We start from the raw sequence: 20,819 nt of genomic DNA, 5'->3' as shown, positions 1-20,819 counted from the left end.
GCCAAGAAATTGGCTTCCCGTCCGCTGCGCGGACCACTCCTCACCCCCCTCAAGGGGGGAGATCGGCAGCTTAAGCGCTGCCGCCAACCTGCCGCGCTGACAATTGGCGAAAGCAAGGAGATAGTCCGATCTCCCCCCATGCGGGGGAGATGCCCGGCAGGGCAGAGGGGGGTGCCTCGCGCTGACCCAGGCAATGCCTCGCCATGAACATCCTCGTCCTCCACGCCCATCCGGTCGAAACCAGCTTCAATGCCGGCCTGCACCGGACGATCGTCGAGCGACTGACGGCTGCCGGTCATGCTATTGACGACTGCGACCTCTATGCCGAGGACTTCGACCCGCGGCTCTCTCGCCAGGAACGGCTGGACTATCACAATCCGCGCGGCTCCGCCGACCCTGCGGCGCCGTATGTCGAACGCCTGCTGCGCGCCGATGCGCTGGTGCTTTCCTATCCGGTCTGGAACTACGGCTTTCCGGCAATCCTGAAAGGGTTCTTCGACCGCGTCTTCCTGCCCGGCGTGTCGTTCAAGCTGGTCGACGGCAAGGCGCAGCCGTCGCTGCACAACATCAGGAAGATCGCGGCGGTCACCACCTATGGCGGCAGCCGGTTCCGCGCCATGCTGATGGGTGACCCGCCGCGCAAACTGATCAAGCGCATGCTGCGCACCACGGTCAAGCCGGGCGCTTCGGTTTCCTACCTGGCGCATTATTCGATGAACATTTCGAGCGACGAGACGCGCAAGGCGTTCTTGGCCAAGGTCACGGCCAGCATGGACAGATTCTGATGCGCGCGCTGGTGGTTTATTGCCATCCGGTGCCGGAGAGTTTTTGCGCCGCTATCCGCGACACCGCCGTGGAGGTGCTGACGCGAAAGGGCTGGGAGGTGCGGCTGCTCGACCTCTATGCCGAGAAGTTCGATCCGGTGATGAGCTGCGAGGAACGGCGTTTCTACAACACCCAGGCGCCGCAGGACCTTGCGCTGAAGCCGCATTTCGAGCTGCTCAACTGGGCCGAGGCAATCCTCTTCGTCTATCCGACCTGGTGGTACGGGCTGCCGGCGATGCTGAAGGGTTGGCTCGACCGGGTGTGGGCGACGGACGTCGCCTTCAAGCTGCCGGCCGGCAAGGGGCGGATCAAGTCGCTGATGCGGCATGTGACCAAGGTCGGCGTCATCACCACCTGCGGCGCGCCGACATGGTGGAGCGTCGTCGTCGGCCAGCCCGGGCGCAAAACCTTGCTGCGCGGCATGCGCGCGCTGTGCGCCACGCGCTGCCGGACTTTCTTCATGGCGCACTATCTGATGGACGCCTCGACGCCGAAGACGAGAGCCGCGTTTCTGGCGAAGGTGCGGGCGAAGCTGGAGCGGTTTTGAGGGGGCGAACTTCCCTTCTCCCACAAGGGGAGAAGGGAAAAACGCGCTACATCTTCACCCGTTCCGATTTCGGATCATACATCGGCTTCAGCGATGCCTCTGCCGCAAACCGCTCGCCGGCGATCTCGATCTCATAGGACGAGGCCAGCACATCCGCCTCGGTCTCGCCCTGGCAGGGCACATAGCCCAGCCCGATCGCGCCGCCGAGATGGTGGCCGTAATTGCCTGAGGTGATCGGACCGACGATCTTGCCGTCGCGCAGGATCGCCTCGTTGTGGAAGAGCAGCGGTTGCGGGTCCTTCAGCCGGAACTGGACCAGCCGGCGGCTCAATCCGGCTTCCTTCTTCTTCAACACCGCGTCGCGGCCGATGAAATCGCCCTTGGCCGTCTTCACCGCGAAGCCGAGGCCGGCTTCCAGCACATTGTCTTCGTCGGTGATGTCGTGACCGAAATGGCGGAAAGCCTTTTCGATGCGGCAGGAATCGAGCGTATGCAGCCCGCACAGCTTCAGGCCGACATCGGCGCCGGCCTGCTCGATGGCCTCGAAGACATGGGCCGCCTGGTCGGTCGAGACGTAGAGCTCCCAGCCGAGTTCGCCGACATAGGTGACACGGTGGGCGCGGGCGAGGCCCATGCCGATCTCGATCTCCTGGAACGTGCCGAACGGGTTGTTCTCGTTGGAGAAGTCGTTGGGGCTGACCTTCTGGATCAGTTTTCGCGCATCCGGGCCCATTAGGCAGAGCACGCTTTCGGCAGCGGTTACATCGGTGATGACGACGAACTCATCTGTCAGGTGCTTGCGCAGCCAGGCGAGGTCGCGCTGCAGCGCGGCGCCGGGCACGACGAGGAAATAGGCGGTGTCCGACAGGCGCGACACCGTGAGATCGCTCTCGATGCCGCCGCGCCGGTTGAGCATCTGCGTGTAGACGATCTTGCCCGGCGCTACGTCCATGTCATTGGCGCAGAGTTTTTGCAGGAAGGCGCAGGCGTCGCGGCCTTCGACGCGGATCTTGCCGAACGAGGTCATGTCGAACAGGCCGACCTTGTTGCGGACGGCGAGGTGCTCCTCGCGCTGGTTGTCGAACCAGTTCTGCCGCTTCCAGGAATAGCGGTACTCGCGCTCCTGTCCCTCGCGCGCGAACCAGTTGGCGCGCTCCCAGCCGGCGACCTCGCCGAACACGGCGCCGCGCGCCTTCAGATGCTCATGCAGGGGTGAACGGCGCACGCCGCGCGACGTCGCCATCTGGCGATAGGGGAAATGGTCGGCATAGAGCAGGCCGAGCGTTTCGGAGACGCGCTCCCTGAGGTAGCGGCGGTTCTTCTGGAACGGCTGGGCGCGGCGGATGTCGACTTCCCACAGGTCGAACGGTGCCTCGCCGTCGTTGATCCACTGCGCCAGCGCCATGCCGGCGCCGCCTGACGAGACGATGCCGATCGAATTGTAGCCGGTCGCCATCCAGTAGCCACGCAGTTCCGGCGCCTCGCCGAGATAGTAGCGGTCGTCGGGCGTAAAACTCTCGGGGCCGTTGAAGAAGGTGTGGATGCCGGCGGTCGCCAGCATCGGCATGCGGTTTACGCCCATTTCCAGGATCGGCTCGAAATGGTCCATGTCCTCGGGCAGTTGATCGAAGCAGAAGTCCTCGCGGATGCCGTCCATGCCCCAGGGCTTGGCCACCGGCTCGAAGGCGCCGAGCATCATCTTGCCGGCGTCTTCCTTGTAATAGGCGCACTCGTCGGGCACGCGCAGCACCGGCAGGCGGCTCAGCCCCGGGATCGGCTCGGTGACGAGGTAAAAATGCTCGCAGGCGTGCAGCGGGATGGTGACGCCGTTCTGGGCGCCCAGTTCGCGCGCCCACATGCCGGCGCAGTTGACGACGATGTCGGCCTCGATCGTGCCTTGCTCTTCGCCCTGCGCCCAGGACACGCCGGTGACGCGGCCCGCCTTGGTGTGGACCTTGGTGACCTTCACATTCTCCACGATGGTGGCGCCGCGTTGGCGCGCGCCCTTCGCCAGCGCCATGGCGATGTTGGCGGGGTCGCACTGGCCATCAAGCGGCAGATGCACGGCGCCGACGACGTCGGACACGTTGAGATGCGGGTACATCTCCTTGACTTCCCTGGGCGAAATCTCGCGCACGTCGACATCGAAGGCGCGGGCGAGTGACGCCTGACGATAGATCTCGTGCTTGCGCTCCTCGGTCAGCGCGACGGTGATCGAGCCGACTTGGCGCATGCCGGTGCCGACCTCGGTCTCGGCTTCCAGCTTGACGTAGAGGTCGGCCGAATATTTCGCCAGCCGCGTCATGTTCTGCGAGCCGCGCAACTGGCCGATCAGGCCGGCGGCATGCCATGTCGTGCCCGAGGTCAGCTGCTTGCGCTCCAGAAGGACGATGTCGGTCCAGCCGAGCTTGGCCAGGTGATAGGCGACCGAGCAGCCCGAAACGCCGCCGCCGATGATGACGGCCCTTGCCTTGGCGGGAATGGTTCTGGGGGAAGGGATGTTCATGCGGCCTCGCGGCGGTAGCTGGAGACAAAGCGGCGCAGCCGGAGTGCTGCTTCCCGCAAGACGGGTTCCGGCTGGCACAGGCTGACGCGGATATGGCCTGCCGCGGCCTCGCCGAAGCTGGAGCCGGGCATGACGCCGACCTTCTCCTTGTCGAGGAAGGCGAAAGCGAATTTCTCGTCGTCGGATTCGACGGCCGATATGTCGAGCATGACATACATGCCGCCTTCGGAGCCGCGCACGCCGACATCGTTCATGCCTCGCACGGCGTCGAGCAGGACGGCGCGTCGCGCCGCATAGCGTTCGGCGATTTCCTTCACGCCATAACCCTTCTCCAGCGCCTCGGTGCAAGCGATCGAGATGAAGGCCGGGAGGCCGTAGGTCGTCACCAGATTGAGGTTGGTCAGCAGCGAGATCATCTCGCTCGGGCCGGTCAGCCAGCCCATGCGCCAGCCGGTCATGCCGTGGCTCTTGGACATGGAATTGATGACCAGCGTGCGCTCGGCCATGCCGGGTAGGGAACGCGGCGAGATGTGCTCGCCACCGCCGAGCGTCCAATAGACTTCGTCTGACAGCAGCCACAAATCGTGCTCGCGGCAGACCTCGGCCAGCTGTTCCAGCCGTTCGCGCGAATAGACGGCTCCGGTCGGGTTGTTCGGCGTGTTGATCAGGATGGCGCGCGTGTTCGGCCGAAGTGCCGCGCGGATCATGTCGGCGCGGGGCTGGAAACCGTCCTCGGCCGGCGTCTCGACAACCGTGAAGGTCGCGCCCGCGGCACTGAAGGTGTTGGGGTAGGTCGCGTAGTATGGCGCGACCACGATGGCGTGGTCGCCCGAATCGAGCACGGCTTGCACGGCGGCGTAGAGCGCCGCCTGGCCGCCCGGCGTGGCGATGACCTGGTCCGGCGTCGTCCCGACGCCCGTGCAGGCGACCGAGGCCGCCGCCATCGCCTTGCGCAGGCGCGGCAGGCCGGGCAAAGGGGTATAGTGGTGATTGCTGCCGCGAACCGCGGTCACGCAAGCCTCGATCGTTTCGGAAGGTGTGTCGAAATCGTGATCGCCGACCGACAGCATGATGATGTCCTCGCCGGCTTCCTTGCGGGCCCACGCGGCGAAATGGACTTCCCAGCCATCCTTGCCCGACGGCACGATGCCTGAAATGCGCGATGATGGTTTTGGCATCAGGCTCTCAACCTTTCGTTCTTCGGATCCCACAAGGGCTCATCGTTCTGCACGACCGCCTTGAAACGGTCGCCGAAGATCTCGATCTCCACGGCGGTGCCGGGCTCCGCCAGATCGGCACGCAGCATGCCGAGCGCGATCGACTTGCCGACGCGATGGCCCCAGCCGCCCGACGTCGTCTCGCCGACGATCTGGCCTTCACGCCACAGCGTCGACATGTAGGGCGCGTCGCAATCGCCGGGGTTTTCCACCACCAGCGTGACGAAGCGCTTCCTGACGCCCTGCTGTTTCTCGTTCTGGAGCGCCGCCTTGCCGCGGAACTCGGGCTTGTCCCATTTGACGAACCGCTCGAGCCCGCCTTGCAGGATCGAGTAGTCGGTCGAGAGGTCGCCCTTCCAGGTGCGATAGCCCTTTTCAAGCCGCAACGAATCCAGCGCGTACATGCCGAATGGTTTCAGGCCGTGCGGCTGTCCCGCCGCGCAGATGGTGTCGAAAACGGCGGCGGTGTCGTCGACCCTGGTGTGGATTTCCCAGCCGAGTTCGCCGGCGAAGGAGACGCGGACCAGCTTCGCCCAGCGCCCGGCGATCTTGGTTTCCTGATGCGTGAGCCACGGCAAGGTCAGGTCGGCCTCACAGACGGCGGCGAGGATTTCCCGCGACTTGGGTCCGGCCAGGATTTGGGTGGAGAATTCCTCGGTCCGGTCGATCAGCTTGAAAGTCGCATCCACGGGCATGTGCGATTTCAGCCATTCGAAATCATGCCATTGCGCCACCGCCGCGGTGATCAGCGTCATGGATTCCTCGCCGTGGCGCACCACCGACATTTCGGTGACGATGCGGCCCTTGTCGTCGGAGAAATAGACGAGACCGATGCGGCCGGGCTTCGGCACGAGGCCGGTCACTTGCCGGCTAAGCCATTCGGCGGCGCCCGGACCTTCGAGGTTGAAGCGCGAAAAACCCGGCAGGTCGAGGATGCCGGCGGCGTCGCGGACGGCCAGGCATTCCTCGCGCACGCGGTGCTGCCACGGCCCGTCGCGACGGAAGGTGAGCGTTGCTTCCTCCGAGACGTCGTCGCCATCCTGCGCATACCAGGTGGCGCGCTCCCAGCCATTATAGGCGTCGAAGCGCGCGCCGAACGCCTTCATGCGATCATGGATCGGCGACAATTTCCTGTCGCGTCCCGCCGGCCAGGCATGGCGCGGAAATTGGATGGCGTATTCGTTGCCGTAGATCTCCATGCCTTTGGCAACGCAGTAATCCGGAGCCGAAGCGAAGGACGTGAAGCGGCGCGGGTCGCAAGACCACATGTCCCATTCGGTCTGGCCTTGCGTGACCCATTCGGCCAACACCTTGCCTGCACCGCCGCCTTGCGCGATGCCGAAGGTGAAGACGCAGGCCTCGAACGCATTGGGGACGCCCGGCATCGGCCCGATCAGCGGATTGCCGTCCGGCGCATAGGGGATCGGGCCGTTGATGACCTTGGACAGGCCGGCGGTGCCCAGGATCGGCACGCGGGCGACGGCGTCGGCCAGATAATGTTCCAGCCGGTCGAGATCGTCGGGGAAAAGCTGGAAGGAAAAATCCTCCGGCATCGGATCGTTGTGACCCGCCCAATGCGCGCGGCAATTGCGCTCATAGGGGCCGAGATTCATGCCGTTCTTTTCCTGGCGCAGATAGTAGGAAGTGTCGACGTCACGCAGCAGCGGCAGCTTCCTGCCCTGTTCCTTCGACCATGCGGCGAGTTCGGGGATCTCCTCGAACAATATGTACTGATGGCTCATCACCATCATCGGCACCTCGCGGCCGAACATTTTTCCAACTTCGGCGGCACGGTAGCCGGCGGCGTTGACGACGATCTCGCAGCGGATCTCGCCTTGCGGCGTCACGACCACCCATTCGTCCCTTTCGCGGCGCACGCCTGTCACCGGGCAGAAGCGTATGATCCGGGCACCCATGTCGCGCGCGCCCTTGGCCAGCGCCTGGGTCAGCTGCGCCGGATCTATGTCGCCGTCGCTCGGGTCGTAGAGGGCGCCTTCCAGCTCATGCGTCTCGATGAAGGGATAGCGGCGCTTGATCTCGTCCGTGCCGACGATATCGATGTCCATGCCCTGGTAGCGGCCCATGCCCTTGGCGCGCTGGAACTCCTGCATGCGCTCTTGCGTGTGGGCAAGCCGCAGGGAGCCGGTGACATGGTAGTTCATGGGATAGTCGACGGCCTCGGCCAGCCCGCGATAGAGCTCGGTCGAATAGCGCTGCATGTTCATCAGCGACCAGGACGAGGAGAAGGTCGGCACGTTACCGGCGGCATGCCAGGTCGAGCCGGAGGTGAGTTCATTCTTTTCCAGGAGAACGCAGTCGGTCCAGCCCGCCTTGGCGAGATGGTAGAGCGAGGAGGCGCCGACGACACCGCCTCCGATGATCACCACGCGTGCCGTGCTCGGCAAACCGGCCATGTTCTTCTCCAACCCTTGGTCCAATTTCATTCAATAAACTGGCGGCGAAACCACCCAGATGACGACCGCCGGCTCCATTCCCGGATTGCGCCAGCGGAATGGCTTGCCCTCGAAGCGAAAGGAATCGCCTTCGCCGAGCCGATGCCATGTCCCCGATATTTCGATGTCGAACGTCCCCGACACGACATATCCAGCCTCTTCGGTCGGCCGACGCGCCTCGCTCTTGAGCTCGGCGCCCGGCGCGAAGACGGAACGCAGCATCTCGAAGCTACCGCCGAGATCGGGCGACAGAAGCTCCTCCATGAGGCCGGATTCGCTTGTGCCAAGGGTGCGGCGGCTGCCGGCCCGCACGACCGCGCCGCGCTCGCTTTCGACAGGCACGTCGTGGCCGAAGAACAGGCTGACCGGCACGCCGAACAGTTCGCCGAAAGCCCGGAGATCACTGAGCGACGGTGTCGACAGGCCGCGTTCGACCTGGCTGACCCAGCCGACCGACCGGCCGAGTTTCAGGGCGATCTCGGCGAGCGTCAACCCTCGCGCCTTGCGCAGCGCCCTGATGTCGCTGGCCAGCAATCGCTCGTAATTTCCCTGCAATGCTTTCGCTGTAGTTGGAGGCAAATCGCGCTCTCGTGAAAAAATCCCATCAAATTTCATGAGATGCCGGAGCGGTGAAAAAATCAAGCGGATTTTCACGGGTGCACAAGATTTGCTTGCGCGATTTTGGCGGTTCATGCAAAGGCTCGGCCGCGAGCGGCGAGTGGGGACGTCCGATCGGGACACAGGGTAAGGACGGCCCATGCTTGGAAAGAAGGCTCGAATCACGGTTGATGCCGAGATCGTCGACGACGCGATCGTATCGCGCCGGTCGGTGCGCGCTTTTCTGCCCGACATGGTCGACGACAACACGATCCGCGACATACTGGCGGTCGCGGCACGCGCCCCTTCCGGCACCAATATGCAGCCATGGCGGGTCTATGTCACCAAGGGTGACACCAAGCAGCGGATATCGGATGCCATCCTGAATTCCGGCATCCGTGCTGAAAAGGCCGATTGGGACGAATATCGCTATTATCCCACGCAGTTCTTCGAACCCTACCTGACCCGCCGCCGCGCCAACGGTTTCGGGCTCTACGGCGCGCTCGGCATCGGTCGCCGCGAGGTCGACAAGATGCGTGCCCAGCACGACCGCAACTTCGTCTTCTTCGACGCGCCGGTCGGCATGATCTTCACCATCGACCGCCGGCTTAACCAGGGTTCCTGGATCGACTACGGCATGTTCCTGCAGAACATCATGGTTGCCGCGCGGGGCAGGGGCTTGCACACCTGTCCGCAGGCGGCGTTCGCGCCCTATCACCGGCAGATCAGGCCGGTGCTCGGCATTCCCGACGAGGAGATCGTCGTCTGCGGCATGGCGCTCGGTTATGAAGATACGTCGAAGCCCGAAAACGCCTTCCGAACCGACCGCGTGCCGCTGGAGGAATGGGTGACGTTCAGCGAGTAGGCCGCTGCTGCGCTGCGACATCCGCTATTCCGTGTTCATCTGGGCGCCATGGCCGCTGACATGGGCGCCATCCTGCGGCGTCAGCTTGAGATAGGCTGATAGCGCGCACAGCGTGATGACACCCTCGATCACGAACAGTATCCGGAAGTCATTGGCGACGGCCGGGCCGCCGCCGGCCAGAAACGATAGTGCCGCGGCGGCCAGGCCGACGCTGATCGCCACCGCCAGTTGCCACAATATGTAATAGAGCGCGCTGAAGCGGGCGAGCTGATCGGGCGCGATGTCGGAATAGGCAAGGTTGCCGGTCGACGCCCATTGCGCGGAACGGAAGACGCCGAAGATGAAGATGTAGGCAAGCACGATCCACACCGGTGTGGTCGCCTGCATCAGGGCAAAGCCCGCAACCATGGCCGCGACGACGGGCGTGTTGAAAACCAGCACGCGGCGGAAACCGAAGCGGTTGAGCAGGCGAGGCATGAAGACACGCATGACCACCGACCCGACCGCGGCGACGAAGGTCAGCGATCCCGCCTGTACCGCGCTCATGCCGAAGCCGAGCTGGAACATCAGCGGCAGCAGGAAGACGACGGAGCTGAGGCCGATCGTGTCCAGACCGCCGCCGGTGAGGAAGGAGATGCGGAAGGTGCGGATGCGCAGGAGCTTGAGGTCGAGCAAGGGATTGCGCACGCGCAGGCAATAGAACGAGGCGACCGTCAGGATGACCAGCGCCAGGGCAAGCTCGGCCGCGATCACGCCGGCGGCCGCATCTTTCGCCGCCAGCGAATCCATGCCGAAGACAAGCAGGACCATGCCGCTGCCGACCAGCAGGAAGCCCGGGAAATCGAACGGTGTGCGCACGGGTTTGGTCACCGTCGGAAACAGCGAGGCGGCAAGGACAGCCGCGGCCAGCGCGAAGGGCACGTTGATGAAGAAGATCCAGCGCCAGGAAATGTAAGTGGTCAGCGCGCCGCCGACGAGCGGACCGACCAGCGGGCCGGACTGGCCGGCCAGCGAGATATACATGTTGATCTTCAGCGTCCGGCTTCGAGGGAAGGTCGACAGGATGACGACCTGACCGAGCGTGCCCATCAGCGCGCCGCCGAAGCCCTGCAGCGCGCGGGCGCCGACCAGCGTCCAGATGTTGTCGGACAGGCCGCACAGCGCCGACGAGGCGGCGAATACCAGCAGCGCAAAGCAATAGACGTTGCGCAGGCCGAAGCGGTCGGCGGCCCAGCCGCCGAGCGGCATCGAGATGATCAGGCTGGCGACGTAGACCGTGATCAGCAGGCCAAGCTGGCTCGGTGGACGGCCAAGGCTTTCGCTGATGCCGGGCAGCGCCGTCACCACGACATTCTGGTCGAGACTGGTCATGAACACGCCGCAGGCGACCGTCAGCGGCAGCAGGAGCAGGGCTCTGGCTGGCACATCGGCGCGATCGGTGGCGCCGGCGGATATTTCTGCGGTCATGGAGATATTCGAACCAAACGGATGCGCGGATTCTGGAGACGGGTTTTGTTACCCTTCGGACCGGCTTGACGGCCATATCACGCCATTATGACGGCCGCCGGTGCATTGCTGTAGCGTCAGAGCCGGCCGGCCTTGATGCCAGAATCCGTCGAGGCGCGCCTACTGGACCTCGTAGCCGACTTCCTCGCTGGCGTGACACAGCGCCTTCCAGAAGGAGCGTGCGAAAGAACGGAAGACGTAGATGTCGAACTGGTCGCCGCCGGTGCGCTGGACCTGGGCGAAGACATCGTGATGGGTGGTCGAGCGGCCGGCGCCGAGCGGGAAGGCCGGCAGCGCGAAATCGATGGCGAAGAACTTTGCCAGCACCCATTCGGCCTTCGGACCGGCGATGCGGATCGCGGTGCGGCCATGCGAAAGATCGGTCACTGTGCCGATGGCGGGGGGCACCACGCCCGCGAAAGCCGCGGCCAGCCCCTCGGCTTCGTCGGCTACGGTGAACTTTCCCGGTGCGAAACCGAATGCCGATTTGGCGCCATTGGTGGCGCCACCGCCGGCACCGTCGGGCAACGTAAGCCCGGTGACGGCGCGGATGCCTGATATCAGTTTCTTCTCTTCGCCCGGCCAGGCGGCGAGCTGCACGATCGAGCCCGGTCTCGTCTCGGTCAGGATGACTTCGACACCATGTTCGAAATTGCCGTGCGAGCCGATATGGAATTCCGGTTCCAGCGGTGAAAGGCGCTCAACCATGCATGCGGCTCCCGTCCGGATCGTAGAAGTGGTTGGAAACGATCTCGACCGGCCCGAACCGGTTGCGCAGCGGATCGGAGACATGGGCGCGCGAGCCGTGCCTGGCCTTGCCGCCTTTGACCAGCGCCAGCGCGATGTGCTTGCCGAGCGCCGGCGAATAGCAGCAGGCCGTGATGTGGCCGATCGAGCCGTGCGGGTTGGACTCGTCAAGCTCCTCGACGATATGCGCGCCGCCGTTGAGCGGCCTGTTGTCGAGCGAGACTAGGCCGACAAGTTCCAGCCGGTCGGGCGAGATGAGGCCCTCGCGGTCCATCATCGCCGAGCCGATAAACGGCTTCTTCTTCGACAGCATCCAGTCGAGATGCAGGTCGCGCGCCGTGGTGCGGCCGTCGATCTCGGCGCCCGTCACATGGCCTTTCTCGATGCGCATCGTGCCCAGCGCTTCCAGTCCGTAGGTTACAAGTCCGAACGGCTTGCCGGCCTCGACAAGCGCTTCCCAGACATGGGTGCCGTGGTCGGCGCCGCAATAGACCTCGAACGCCATTTCGCCGGAAAAGGACAGCCGGCAGATCATCACCGGCACACCAGCGATCTGGCCATGCACGATGCCCATGAACGGCAGCGCCGCATTGTCGACAGCGGTGCCGACGACGCAGCCGGCCAGGATCTGCCTGGCTTTCGGCCCGCCGATCGCGGCACCCGCCCACTGGTCGGTCACGGAGGTGACATGAACCTTGAGCTCCGGCCAGACCACATCGAGGAAATATTCCAGATGCTGCATAACCTTGCCGGCATTGGCCGTGGTGGTGGTCATCAGGAAATCCTGTTCGCCGAGCCGCCATGTGGTACCGTCGTCGAAGGCCAGCCCGTCCTCGCGCAGCATCAGCCCGTAGCGCGCCTTGCCGACGGCCAGCGTGGAAAACATGTTGGTGTAGACACGGTCGAGGAATTCGGCCGCGTCCGGACCTTGCACCGCGATCTTGCCCAGCGTCGAGACATCGACGATGCCGGCGCTTTCGCGCGTCGCCCTGGCCTCGCGCACATAGGCCTGCTCGACCGTTTCGCCGGCAAGGCCGTAGATCATCGGCCGGTACCACAGGCCGGCGGAATACATGGTTGCGCCATTGGCGACATGCCAGTCATGCATCGGCGTCAGCCGTTCGGGCTTGAGGTCGCCGAAGCGCTCCGCCGCCAGTGATCCGATCGAAACCGGTGCAAAAGGCGCCCGGAAGCGTGTCGTGCCGACTTCCGGGATCGGCTTGCCCAGCGCCTCGGCCATGATGGCCAGGCCGGGGACGTTGGAATTCTTGCCCTGGTCGGTCGCCATGCCGAGCGTGGTGTAGCGTTTCAGATGCTCGACCGAGACGAAGCCTTCGCGGTGCGCCAGCCGCACGTCCTCCGACGTCACGTCGTGCTGGAAGTCGACGAAGCTCTTGCCGCTGGCCCTGATCTCGAACACCGGCGCCGGATCGGGATCGCAAGCTACGGCTTCGACCGGGGGCAGTGCGGCCGGCGTGGCTTGCGCGCCTGCCGCGGCAAGGCCCGCGGCGCGGCCCTCGATCATCGCTTCGGCCGTGGAAAAGCTGCCGGTGAAGGCGCCGGCGCCAATCCAGTTCTGCGTCGGCTTCGGCGGCAGGAAGGCTTGTCGGGCGGCATTCCACTGCGCCTTGCCGCCGGCCTGGCTGGCCAGATGGATGGTTGGCGACCAGCCGCCCGACATCAAGAGGCAGTCGGCATGGATGCTGCGAGAATCGCCGGTGAGCGTGCCGTTGGTCATGTCGAAGCGCTGCAGCTTGACGCCGGAGAGCGCCTTGCCGCCCTCAGTGGCGATCACGGCATGGCCGGGAAAGATCTCGGCTTCGGTCTCCTCGGCCAGCTTGCGCATTTGGCCAGAAAGCTCGGGGCGGACATCGACAATCGCGGCAATCCTTGCGCCGGCCTTCTTCAGCGCCAGGGCGCAGCGATAGGCGCTGTCATTGTTGGTGAACAGCGCGACCGTCTGCCCCGCCAGCACGCCGAATTCGTTGGCGTAGCGCTCCGCGGCATGGGCCAGCATCACGCCCGGGCGGTCATTGCCCGGGAATACAAGCGGCCGTTCGAAAGCGCCGGTGGCCAGCACAACCGACCGTGCGCGGATCGCCCAGTAGCGATGGCGCGGTTCGCCCTTGCCGTGTGTCTCCTTGTGATCGGTGACCCGTTCAAGGGCGGCAAGCGTATTGCTGTCGTAGTAGCCCCAGACCGTGGTGCGCGGCAGAAGCCGGACATTGTCGTAACCCTCGAGCTGGGCCACGGTTCGCCTGGCCCAGTCGGCCGCCGGCAGGTCATCGATCGTCTCGTTCGACCAGTTGGCAGAGCCGCCGAAACGCGGATCGAGTTCGGCAAGCATGACGCGCGCGCCCTGATCAGCAGCGGCCTTGGCGGCCGTCAGCCCGGCAGGGCCGGAGCCGACCACCAGCACGTCGCAAAAGGCGTTCATGCGCTCATAGCGCGCCGGGTCGGCGGCGGAACCGGCACGGCCGAGGCCGGCCGCGCGGCGGATGAAATGCTCGCAGAACATCCAGAAGCGCGTGCCCTTCAGCGGCCCGATCACCGGACCCATGAAGGTCTTGTAGTAGAAGCCGGCCGACAGGAGCTTGCCGCCGAGCTGGTTGACGGCGCTGACGTCCCAAGCCAGCGAGGGAAAACGGTTCTGGCTGACGGCGACCAACCCGTCATGAATCTCGACCATGGTCGCCGCGATGTTGGGCTCGCGAACCTCGCCCTTCAGCACCGTCACCAGCGCGTTCGGCTCTTCCACGCCTGCTGTCAGGAGGCCGCGCGGGCGGTGGTATTTGAACGAGCGCCCGTAAAGCGTGACGCCGTTGGCCAGCAGTGCCGAAGCCAGCGTATCGCCGGCATGGCCGGTGTAGGACGCGCCATCAAAGGTGAAGCGGATGGTCTTCAGCCGGTCGATGCGGCCGCCGGTCTCGGTCCGGCGCGGGCTCACGATCTGCCCTCCGCCTTGCGACGCGCGACCGGGCCGTGATCGCCGCGTGCGAAGGCGACGCTGGAAATCTCATGCGTCAGCGTGTTGCGCACGACCCTGAGATGCGCGCGGCAGCCGCCGGAATGCTGCCAGATCTCGTTGTGGTCTCCGGCCGGGTTCAGCCGGTCATAGACATAGGCGTTCCAGGCTTCGAAGTTCTGCGAGGCGGGGTCGGGACGCTCGCGGTTGCCGTCACCCTGGTAGGTGAACTCGATGACGTCGCGCGGGCCGCAATAGGGACAAGTGATCAACATCGGATATTCCTGGTGCAGCCTTGCTCGGTGAAGCCTTGCTTGGAGAGATATTGTTCAGTGCAGTCTGGGATTGGCGCCCTGGCCTTTGTCGTCGATCACCAGGCCGCGATGGAAGCGGTCGAGCGTGAAGGGGGCGTTGAGGTCATGCGGCTCGTCCTTGGCGATGGTCCAGGCAAAGCACCAGCCGGAGGCGGGCGTCGCCTTGAAGCCGCCATAGCACCAGCCGCAGTTGAGATACATGCCGGGCAGGGGCCCGGTGGTGATGATGGGCGAGCCGTCCATCGACATGTCGCAGACGCCGCCCCAGGAGCGCAGCATGCGCACGCGGGCAAGCCCCGGGAACAGCGCCAGCATCTCGCTCATCACCTCGTCGACGATGGGCAGGTTGCCGCGCTGGGCGTAGCTGTTGTAGCCGTCGATGTCGCCGCCGTAGACGAGGCCGCCCTTGTCCGATTGCGACATGTAGAAATGGCCCATGCCGAACGTGACGACCGTATCGATGAAGGGCTTCAGCGATTCGGTGACGAAGGCCTGCAGCACATGGCTCTCGATCGGCATCGTCTCGATGCCGGCAAGCTGCATCACCCGGCCGGTGCTGCCGGCCACCGCGACCGCCACCTTCTTGGCGCGGATGTCGCCGCGTGATGTGGTGACGCCGGTGATGCGGTCGCCGTCGCGCAGGAAGCCGGTGACCTCGCAATTCTCGATGATGTCGACGCCGCGCCGGTCGGCGCCGCGCGCATAGCCCCAGGCCACGGCGTCGTGGCGGGCGGTGCCGGCGCGCCGCTGCATCAGGCCGCCGACCACGGGGAAGCGTGCATCACTGGAAATATCGAGCGCGGGGATCAGGCGCTTGATTTGCGCCGGCGTCATCAGTTCGGCGTCGACACCGAGATGGCGCATGGCGTTGCCGCGCCGTGCATAGTCGTCGAACTGGGCCGGCGTGTGCGCCAGGTTCAGGCAGCCGCGCTGCGAGAACATGACGTTGTAGTTGAGATCGTGCGACAGGTTCTCCCACAGCTTCATCGAATGCTCGTAGAAGCGGGTGTTGGCGGGCAGCAGATAGTTGGAGCGCACGGCGGTGGTGTTGCGGCCGACATTGCCGGAGCCGAGCCAGCCTTTTTCCAGCACCGCGACATTGGTGATGCCGTGTTCCTTGGCGAGATAATAGGCGGTCGACAACCCGTGCCCGCCGCCCCCGATGATGATGACGTCGTAGGATGCCTTCGGGTCCGGCTTGCGCCAGGCCGGCTTCCAGTCCTTGTTTCCCTTGAGCGCGTTCGCGAGCAGCGAAAGGGCCGAGTACTCTGCCATGGATATGATGTCCGTTTCGGGCGATGCGGCAGACTATAGAGCAGGCCGCACGCGCAAAGCCAATATTGCGCCATCGCCTTTCGACTGGCCGACGCTCCGGCCACCGCCAGATCAGCGCAGGTGCGGTCGGATCAGGGCAAACGAATCCGGGTTAACGGGTTCCTTCGACGGTACGCTGTTGATGGAGCATTGAACGGAAAACCCGCCTGTGCGGCGGGTCGTTGGCGCAACTCAGCACCATGACCGAATATCTACCATAGCTGCCTTCACCCAGTCAAGAAAAAATTCCTATCATAAAAAGTGCCGGCGCGCGGGATTGGCCGCCATCGGGCCCCTTGTTGCCCCGAGTTCGGAGCCCTGGCGGTCGGATGCGACGGCTTGCCCCATGATATGGCCGTCTTTATCAAGGACAGGCAAATTCAATTGCCATTGCCGCCTTGAGTCGCCAACAAATCATGTTTTTCAAATTGCTTCGTCTCGTCTTGATGTTCGCGCTTGTCCTTGCGGCGCCGCTTTCGTTCGATGCGTCGGCGCAAGGGCTTGGCCAGGCGCCTGCCGGACTGGTCGCCGACCAGCAGAAAATCCTTCAGGACCTGACGACCAAGACCGACAATTTCGACAAGAAGATCCAGCAGGACGGTGATGACGATGCCACTCTCGTCGATATCCGCCTGCAGCTCGAGGAGTTGTCGCGGCAATCGCTGAACAGCGCGCTGGCCTTCCGCACCCGCCTTAGCGAGATCAACAGCCGGCTCGAGCAACTCGGCCCGGCACCCGCCGCCGGCCAGCCGCCCGAGCCCGATATCGTCAGCACCGAGCGCCAGGCGCTGGTCTCCGAAAAGGCCGAGATCAACGCGGTCATCGCGCAGGCGCAGACGCTGTCGATCCGCATCAGCGGGATGATCGACAAGATCGGCAACATGCGCAGCGCGCTCTTCCGCAATCTCCTGACCAAGCGCTATGTGCTGTCGGATGCGCTGAGCCCACAGGTCTTTTCCGACGCCCGCGACGAGTTCGGCAATTTCTACAAGGCGGTCTCGTCCTGGCTGAGCTTCGCCTTCAGGTTCAAGTTCCAGGCCATTCTGGCGGCTACCTTCGTGGCGCTCGGGCTGGCCCTGGTGCTTCTGGTCGGCGGCAGGCGGTTGTTTGGACGGGTGTTCGAAGCCGATCCGTCCAATGAGGACCCGTCCTATCTCAGCCGCCTGTCGGTGGCCTTCTGGTCGACATTGCTGCCGACGCTGGCGGTCGGCGCCTTTCTTGGATCGACGATTTTCTTTTTCAACTATTACAACGTTTTGCGCGGCGACATTGGCCTTTTCCTCAACGCGCTGGCGACGGTCATCGGGGTGGTGTTCTGCGTCAATCGGCTGGCCAATGCGGCGCTCGAGCCGAGGCTGCCGAACTGGCGCCTGATCCCGGTCGAATCCGGCCCGGCGCGTTGGCTGGTGCGCCTGACCACCGCCATGGCCGTGGTCATCAGCGTCAACACCTTCCTGTCCGTCATCAACGACAAGATGGGATCGCCGCTGTCGCTGACGATCGCGCGCAGTTTCGTGGCCACCATCGTCGTCGGCATCATCCTGATCCTGATGGCGATGCTGCGGCCGTTCAAGGCCCGTGACGGCAGCTGGCGGCCTTGGCCGGCATGGCTGCGCTACCTGGCGCTGGCTCTGGGGCTCTTCACCATCATAGCCGCCTTGCTTGGCTATATCGGCCTTGCGCTGTTCGTGTCGCTGCAGGTGGTGGTCACCGGCACGGCGCTCGTCACCGCTTATATCGGCTTCCTGTCGGCACAGGCGATCGGCGACGAGGGCGCCTTCGCCAATACGTCGGTCGGGCGCTGGCTGTCGGCCAATTCCAGCTACGAGGACACCGCACTCGACCAGCTCGGCCTTGTCGTCAGCGTCGCCATCAATGTGATGATCGTGCTGGTCTTCCTGCCGCTGATCCTGTTGATGTGGGGCTTCCAACCGGGCGACATCCAGGCCTGGGCTTACAAACTGGCGACTGGGATTAATATCGGTTCGGTGACGATTTCGGTCACCGGCATCCTTTCGGGCATCGTCGTCTTCATCATCGGCTATTTCCTGACGCGCTGGTTCCAGGGCTGGCTCGACGGTTCGGTGATGGCGCGCGGCAAGGTCGACACGGGCGTGCGCAACTCGATCCGGCTGGCCGTCGGCTATGCCGGCGTGGCACTCGCGGCACTGATCGGCATCTCGGCGGCGGGCATCGATCTGTCCAGCCTGGCGCTGGTCGCCGGCGCGCTTTCCCTCGGCATCGGCTTTGGCCTGCAGAACGTGGTGTCGAACTTCGTCTCGGGCCTGATCCTGCTGGCCGAGCGGCCGTTCAAGGTCGGCGACTGGATCGTCGCCGGCGACATCAGCGGCACCGTCAAGAAGATCAGCGTGCGCGCCACCGAGATCGAGACCTTCCAGCGGCAGTCGGTGATCCTGCCCAATTCGAACCTGATCAACAACGCCGTCGGCAACTGGACGCACCGCAACAAGCTCGGCCGCATCGACATCAAGGTCGGCGTCGCCTATGGCAGCGACGTCAAGCAGGTGCACGCCGTCCTGCTCGAGATCGCCCGCGGTCATCCGCTGGTGCTGAAGAACCCCGAACCCTTCGTGCTGTTTTCCAATTTCGGGCCTGCCGCGCTGGAATTCGAGATCCGCCTGTTCCTGGCGGATGTGATGAACGGCAACATCGTGCAGAACGATATCCGCTTCACCGTGCTGGAGACGTTCAGCGACCAGCATATTGAGATACCCTCGACGCCACGCGCGGTCGTCGAGCCCAAGCATGCGAAGGCCTGGCCGACCGACGACGACAAGATCGAGGCCGATTTCGCCGAGCAGGAACGAGCAAAGGCGGAAGCCGCGGCCGAGGCCAAACGTCTAGCCAGATCGGGACGCAAGGCGAAGAAACCTGATCCGGATTAGATCGGCGATCGGAAGGTTTCAGGCCGTCGAAACCAATTGCGGCATGAATGCGGCATTCAGTTGCGGTTCAGCTTCCATCTCATATAAGCTCCCATGCAAAGGCGAGGATGCCTTGCGAAATGCAACAGAGGCGGTGGGAACACCGATATTGCACATGTGGAAGTCTCTCGTCGCTGCCGTCGCCTTGCTCGCCGTGAGCGGCTCGGCCCATTCCGCCAGCGCGGTCAACAAGGACGCCGAGACCCGCACGCTGATCGTGACGGAAGGCGGCAGCAAGACCGACCTGGCGTTGGCCGCCGGCGAAACCGTGGAATTCTGCCCGAATGGCTGCTTCGTCACCTTGCCCAATGGCGACCTCGAAGCCCTGACCGGCTCGGAAACGGTCGAGATCTCGGGCGGCGTCGCCCGCATCAAGTAATTTCGACGGCATGCCTTGAAAGGCCGGACATTTGTCCGGCCTTTTATTGTTTTCGGTAACAGTTGTTTAACAATGACGCCGGAAATACCGCGGCGGCAGCCGCCCACAACCGGGCGTTTTAACGTTCGTTACGCCGTCTCCCCGCTATACGTCTTGCGAAGACGCCGACAAACGGCGCGGCGGGTTCGAGGCAGGGCAGGACGACATGGACGCGCGGTCCGACGGAAACGCAATACCGCTTGCGGTCGATCTCGACGGCACGCTGATCGCGACCGACCTGCTATGGGAAGGACTGTTCATCCTTCTCAAGAAGAACCCGCTCTACATTTTCCTCGTGCCTTTCTGGGCCGCCGCCGGGCCGGCCCGGCTGAAGCAGGCCATCGCCCAGCGCGTCGATATCGATCCCGCGTCGCTGCCTTACCGCGCGCCATTGCTCGACCGCATACGGGCCGAGCATGCCGAAGGCCGCAAGATCGTGCTGGCGACAGGCACGCCGCGCAAATTCGCCGACGCCATCGCTCGCCACCTCGGTGTCTTCGACAGGGTGCTTGCGACGGACGGGGTCGACAATCTGACTTCCGGCAAGAAACGTGCCTCGCTTGTCGCGGCCTATGGCGATGGCGGCTTCGACTATGCCGGCAACAGCCGCCATGATCTCCAGGTTTTCGATGCGGCACGCAGCGCGATCGTGGTGGCGCCGGACCGCCACGCCGCGCGCTGGCAGGCGGCGCATGGCGCCGAAACCATGTCGGCGCCGAAACCGACATTGCGGACCATCGTCAAAATGCTGCGCGTGCATCAGTGGCTGAAGAATTCGCTGATCGCGGTGCCGATGGTGCTGTCGCATGAATATTTCAACGCCGGCATGATCTGGGAGTGCGTGCTGGCGTTCATCTCGTTCAGCGCGGTGGCGTCGGCCATCTATATCCTCAACGATTTCTTCGACCTGGCGCTTGACCGCAAGCATGCCACCAAGCGTCACAGGCCATTCGCCAGCGGCGCGCTCTCCATCCCGTTCGGGATCGGCGCGATCGCGGTGCTGCTGGCGATCGGCATCGGCACAGGACTGTTTCTGGCGCCCGAATTCCTCGCCGTGCTCGGCGGCTACATGGCTGTCACCACGGCTTATTCGCTGTCATTCAAGCGCATGCTGCTGGTCGACGTGCTGACGCTGGCCGGCCTCTACACGATCCGCGTTCTGGCGGGCGCGGCCGCGACCGGCGTCGAGGTCTCGTTCTGGCTGCTCGCCTTCTCGATCTTCTTCTTCCTGTCGCTGGCGCTGGTGAAGCGCTTCGTCGAATTGCGCACCACGGCCATTCCACCCGGCGAGCGCATTGCCGGGCGCGGATATCGCACCGAGGACCAGGAGATTGTCGCTCAGGCCGGCATGGCTTCGGCCTTCTCCTCGGCACTGGTGCTGGCGCTCTACATGGACAGTGTCGCGGTGCGTGAGCTCTACCCGCATCCCTGGCTGATCTGGCCGCTGCCGCCGATCGTGCTTTATCTCACCATGCGGGTCTGGATCCTGGCGCGTCGCGATGAGATGCATGACGATCCGGTCGTGTTCATCATCCGCGACTGGCGCAGCCAGATCGTGGTGCTGATCGGCGCCGTGCTGCTGGTGATTGGGGGCTGGTAG

The 20,819-nt window shown here is 64.4% G+C and carries 15 protein-coding genes; 6 read left to right on the top strand and 9 right to left on the bottom strand.

What is annotated here, in order from left to right:
- Positions 1 to 203 precede the first annotated feature (203 nt).
- Entirely contained in the window at positions 204 to 785 is a 582-nt protein-coding gene (locus tag LB545_RS13325) for an NAD(P)H-dependent oxidoreductase (protein WP_140521128.1), read from the top strand.
- Entirely contained in the window at positions 785 to 1,372 is a 588-nt protein-coding gene (locus LB545_RS13320; RefSeq protein WP_140728966.1) for an NAD(P)H-dependent oxidoreductase, read from the top strand. The genes LB545_RS13325 and LB545_RS13320 overlap by 1 nt, the downstream gene beginning before the upstream one ends.
- A 46-nt stretch (positions 1,373 to 1,418) precedes the next feature.
- Here the strand turns inward: LB545_RS13320 and LB545_RS13315 are convergent, their stop codons facing one another.
- The 4 genes from LB545_RS13315 to LB545_RS13300 are packed head-to-tail and all read right to left on the bottom strand — an operon-like array spanning position 1,419 to position 8,082.
- Positions 1,419 to 3,878 carry an FAD-dependent oxidoreductase gene (locus LB545_RS13315; protein WP_224705209.1) on the bottom strand — a complete coding sequence of 820 codons (2,460 nt, stop codon included), beginning with the start codon at positions 3,876 to 3,878 and terminating at the stop codon, positions 1,419 to 1,421.
- The gene (locus LB545_RS13310; protein WP_224705208.1) at positions 3,875 to 5,056 is read right to left on the bottom strand and encodes a pyridoxal phosphate-dependent aminotransferase; all 1,182 of its coding nucleotides are present in this window, start codon (positions 5,054 to 5,056) and stop codon (positions 3,875 to 3,877) included. The genes LB545_RS13315 and LB545_RS13310 overlap by 4 nt, the downstream gene beginning before the upstream one ends.
- Entirely contained in the window at positions 5,056 to 7,509 is a 2,454-nt protein-coding gene (locus tag LB545_RS13305) for an FAD-dependent oxidoreductase (RefSeq protein WP_140495620.1), read from the bottom strand. The genes LB545_RS13310 and LB545_RS13305 overlap by 1 nt, the downstream gene beginning before the upstream one ends.
- Before the next feature lie 30 nt (positions 7,510 to 7,539).
- Positions 7,540 to 8,082 (bottom strand): helix-turn-helix domain-containing protein, encoded by a 543-nt coding sequence (locus LB545_RS13300; RefSeq protein WP_181167629.1) that lies wholly within the window; start codon positions 8,080 to 8,082, stop codon positions 7,540 to 7,542.
- A 223-nt stretch (positions 8,083 to 8,305) separates the two neighbouring features.
- Here LB545_RS13300 and LB545_RS13295 point away from each other — a divergent pair, with 223 nt between their 5' ends.
- Positions 8,306 to 9,010: a nitroreductase gene (locus tag LB545_RS13295; RefSeq protein WP_140516370.1), complete on the top strand. Its 705-nt coding sequence runs from the start codon at positions 8,306 to 8,308 to the stop codon at positions 9,008 to 9,010.
- A gap of 24 nt (positions 9,011 to 9,034) precedes the next feature.
- Here LB545_RS13295 and LB545_RS13290 read toward each other — a convergent pair whose 3' ends face one another.
- The 5 genes from LB545_RS13290 to LB545_RS13270 form a co-directional block, all read right to left on the bottom strand.
- Positions 9,035 to 10,477 carry an MFS transporter gene (locus LB545_RS13290; RefSeq protein WP_140760838.1) on the bottom strand — a complete coding sequence of 481 codons (1,443 nt, stop codon included), beginning with the start codon at positions 10,475 to 10,477 and terminating at the stop codon, positions 9,035 to 9,037.
- A 159-nt stretch (positions 10,478 to 10,636) separates the two neighbouring features.
- On the bottom strand, positions 10,637 to 11,224 hold the full coding sequence (soxG, locus tag LB545_RS13285; RefSeq protein ID WP_224705207.1) for a sarcosine oxidase subunit gamma family protein: 588 nt from the start codon (positions 11,222 to 11,224) through the stop codon (positions 10,637 to 10,639).
- A complete protein-coding gene (locus tag LB545_RS13280; protein ID WP_140760807.1) occupies positions 11,217 to 14,210 on the bottom strand; it encodes a sarcosine oxidase subunit alpha in 2,994 nt (997 codons plus the stop codon). The genes soxG and LB545_RS13280 overlap by 8 nt, the downstream gene beginning before the upstream one ends.
- Complete coding sequence (locus LB545_RS13275; RefSeq protein WP_140516363.1) at positions 14,207 to 14,503, bottom strand: sarcosine oxidase subunit delta; 297 nt, start codon at positions 14,501 to 14,503, stop codon at positions 14,207 to 14,209. The genes LB545_RS13280 and LB545_RS13275 overlap by 4 nt, the downstream gene beginning before the upstream one ends.
- Before the next feature lie 54 nt (positions 14,504 to 14,557).
- Entirely contained in the window at positions 14,558 to 15,817 is a 1,260-nt protein-coding gene (locus LB545_RS13270; protein ID WP_140495627.1) for a sarcosine oxidase subunit beta, read from the bottom strand.
- Positions 15,818 to 16,272: 455 nt separating this feature from the next.
- On the opposite strand from LB545_RS13270, the gene LB545_RS13265 reads away from it, so the two are divergent.
- From LB545_RS13265 to LB545_RS13255, 3 genes are all read left to right on the top strand, one after another.
- A complete protein-coding gene (locus LB545_RS13265) occupies positions 16,273 to 18,762 on the top strand; it encodes a mechanosensitive ion channel family protein (protein ID WP_140516361.1) in 2,490 nt (829 codons plus the stop codon).
- Between the two features lie 154 nt (positions 18,763 to 18,916).
- Entirely contained in the window at positions 18,917 to 19,180 is a 264-nt protein-coding gene (locus LB545_RS13260) for a hypothetical protein (RefSeq protein ID WP_140521120.1), read from the top strand.
- 205 nt (positions 19,181 to 19,385) lie between these two features.
- The gene (locus tag LB545_RS13255; protein ID WP_140623250.1) at positions 19,386 to 20,819 is read left to right on the top strand and encodes a UbiA family prenyltransferase; all 1,434 of its coding nucleotides are present in this window, start codon (positions 19,386 to 19,388) and stop codon (positions 20,817 to 20,819) included.

Origin of the sequence: Mesorhizobium sp. BR1-1-6, from assembly GCF_020165355.1 — a bacterium.
Lineage (GTDB): Bacteria > Pseudomonadota > Alphaproteobacteria > Rhizobiales > Rhizobiaceae > Mesorhizobium.
The sequence above is the reverse complement of the archived record's forward strand: the minus strand, read 5'-3'. Positions and strand labels throughout refer to the sequence as shown.

What these genes read in the sequence shown, in the direction of transcription:
- LB545_RS13325 (WP_140521128.1), top strand. Translation starts at nt 204, where the DNA reads ATGAACATCCTCGTCCTCCACGCCCATCCGGTCGAAACCAGCTTCAAT.
- LB545_RS13320 (WP_140728966.1), top strand. Translation starts at nt 785, where the DNA reads ATGCGCGCGCTGGTGGTTTATTGCCATCCGGTGCCGGAGAGTTTTTGC.
- LB545_RS13315 (WP_224705209.1), bottom strand. Translation starts at nt 3,878, where the DNA reads ATGAACATCCCTTCCCCCAGAACCATTCCCGCCAAGGCAAGGGCCGTC.
- LB545_RS13310 (WP_224705208.1), bottom strand. Translation starts at nt 5,056, where the DNA reads ATGCCAAAACCATCATCGCGCATTTCAGGCATCGTGCCGTCGGGCAAG.
- LB545_RS13305 (WP_140495620.1), bottom strand. Translation starts at nt 7,509, where the DNA reads ATGGCCGGTTTGCCGAGCACGGCACGCGTGGTGATCATCGGAGGCGGT.
- LB545_RS13295 (WP_140516370.1), top strand. Translation starts at nt 8,306, where the DNA reads ATGCTTGGAAAGAAGGCTCGAATCACGGTTGATGCCGAGATCGTCGAC.
- LB545_RS13290 (WP_140760838.1), bottom strand. Translation starts at nt 10,477, where the DNA reads ATGACCGCAGAAATATCCGCCGGCGCCACCGATCGCGCCGATGTGCCA.
- soxG (WP_224705207.1), bottom strand. Translation starts at nt 11,224, where the DNA reads ATGGTTGAGCGCCTTTCACCGCTGGAACCGGAATTCCATATCGGCTCG.
- LB545_RS13275 (WP_140516363.1), bottom strand. Translation starts at nt 14,503, where the DNA reads ATGTTGATCACTTGTCCCTATTGCGGCCCGCGCGACGTCATCGAGTTC.
- LB545_RS13270 (WP_140495627.1), bottom strand. Translation starts at nt 15,817, where the DNA reads ATGGCAGAGTACTCGGCCCTTTCGCTGCTCGCGAACGCGCTCAAGGGA.
- LB545_RS13265 (WP_140516361.1), top strand. Translation starts at nt 16,273, where the DNA reads ATGTTTTTCAAATTGCTTCGTCTCGTCTTGATGTTCGCGCTTGTCCTT.
- LB545_RS13260 (WP_140521120.1), top strand. Translation starts at nt 18,917, where the DNA reads ATGTGGAAGTCTCTCGTCGCTGCCGTCGCCTTGCTCGCCGTGAGCGGC.
- LB545_RS13255 (WP_140623250.1), top strand. Translation starts at nt 19,386, where the DNA reads ATGGACGCGCGGTCCGACGGAAACGCAATACCGCTTGCGGTCGATCTC.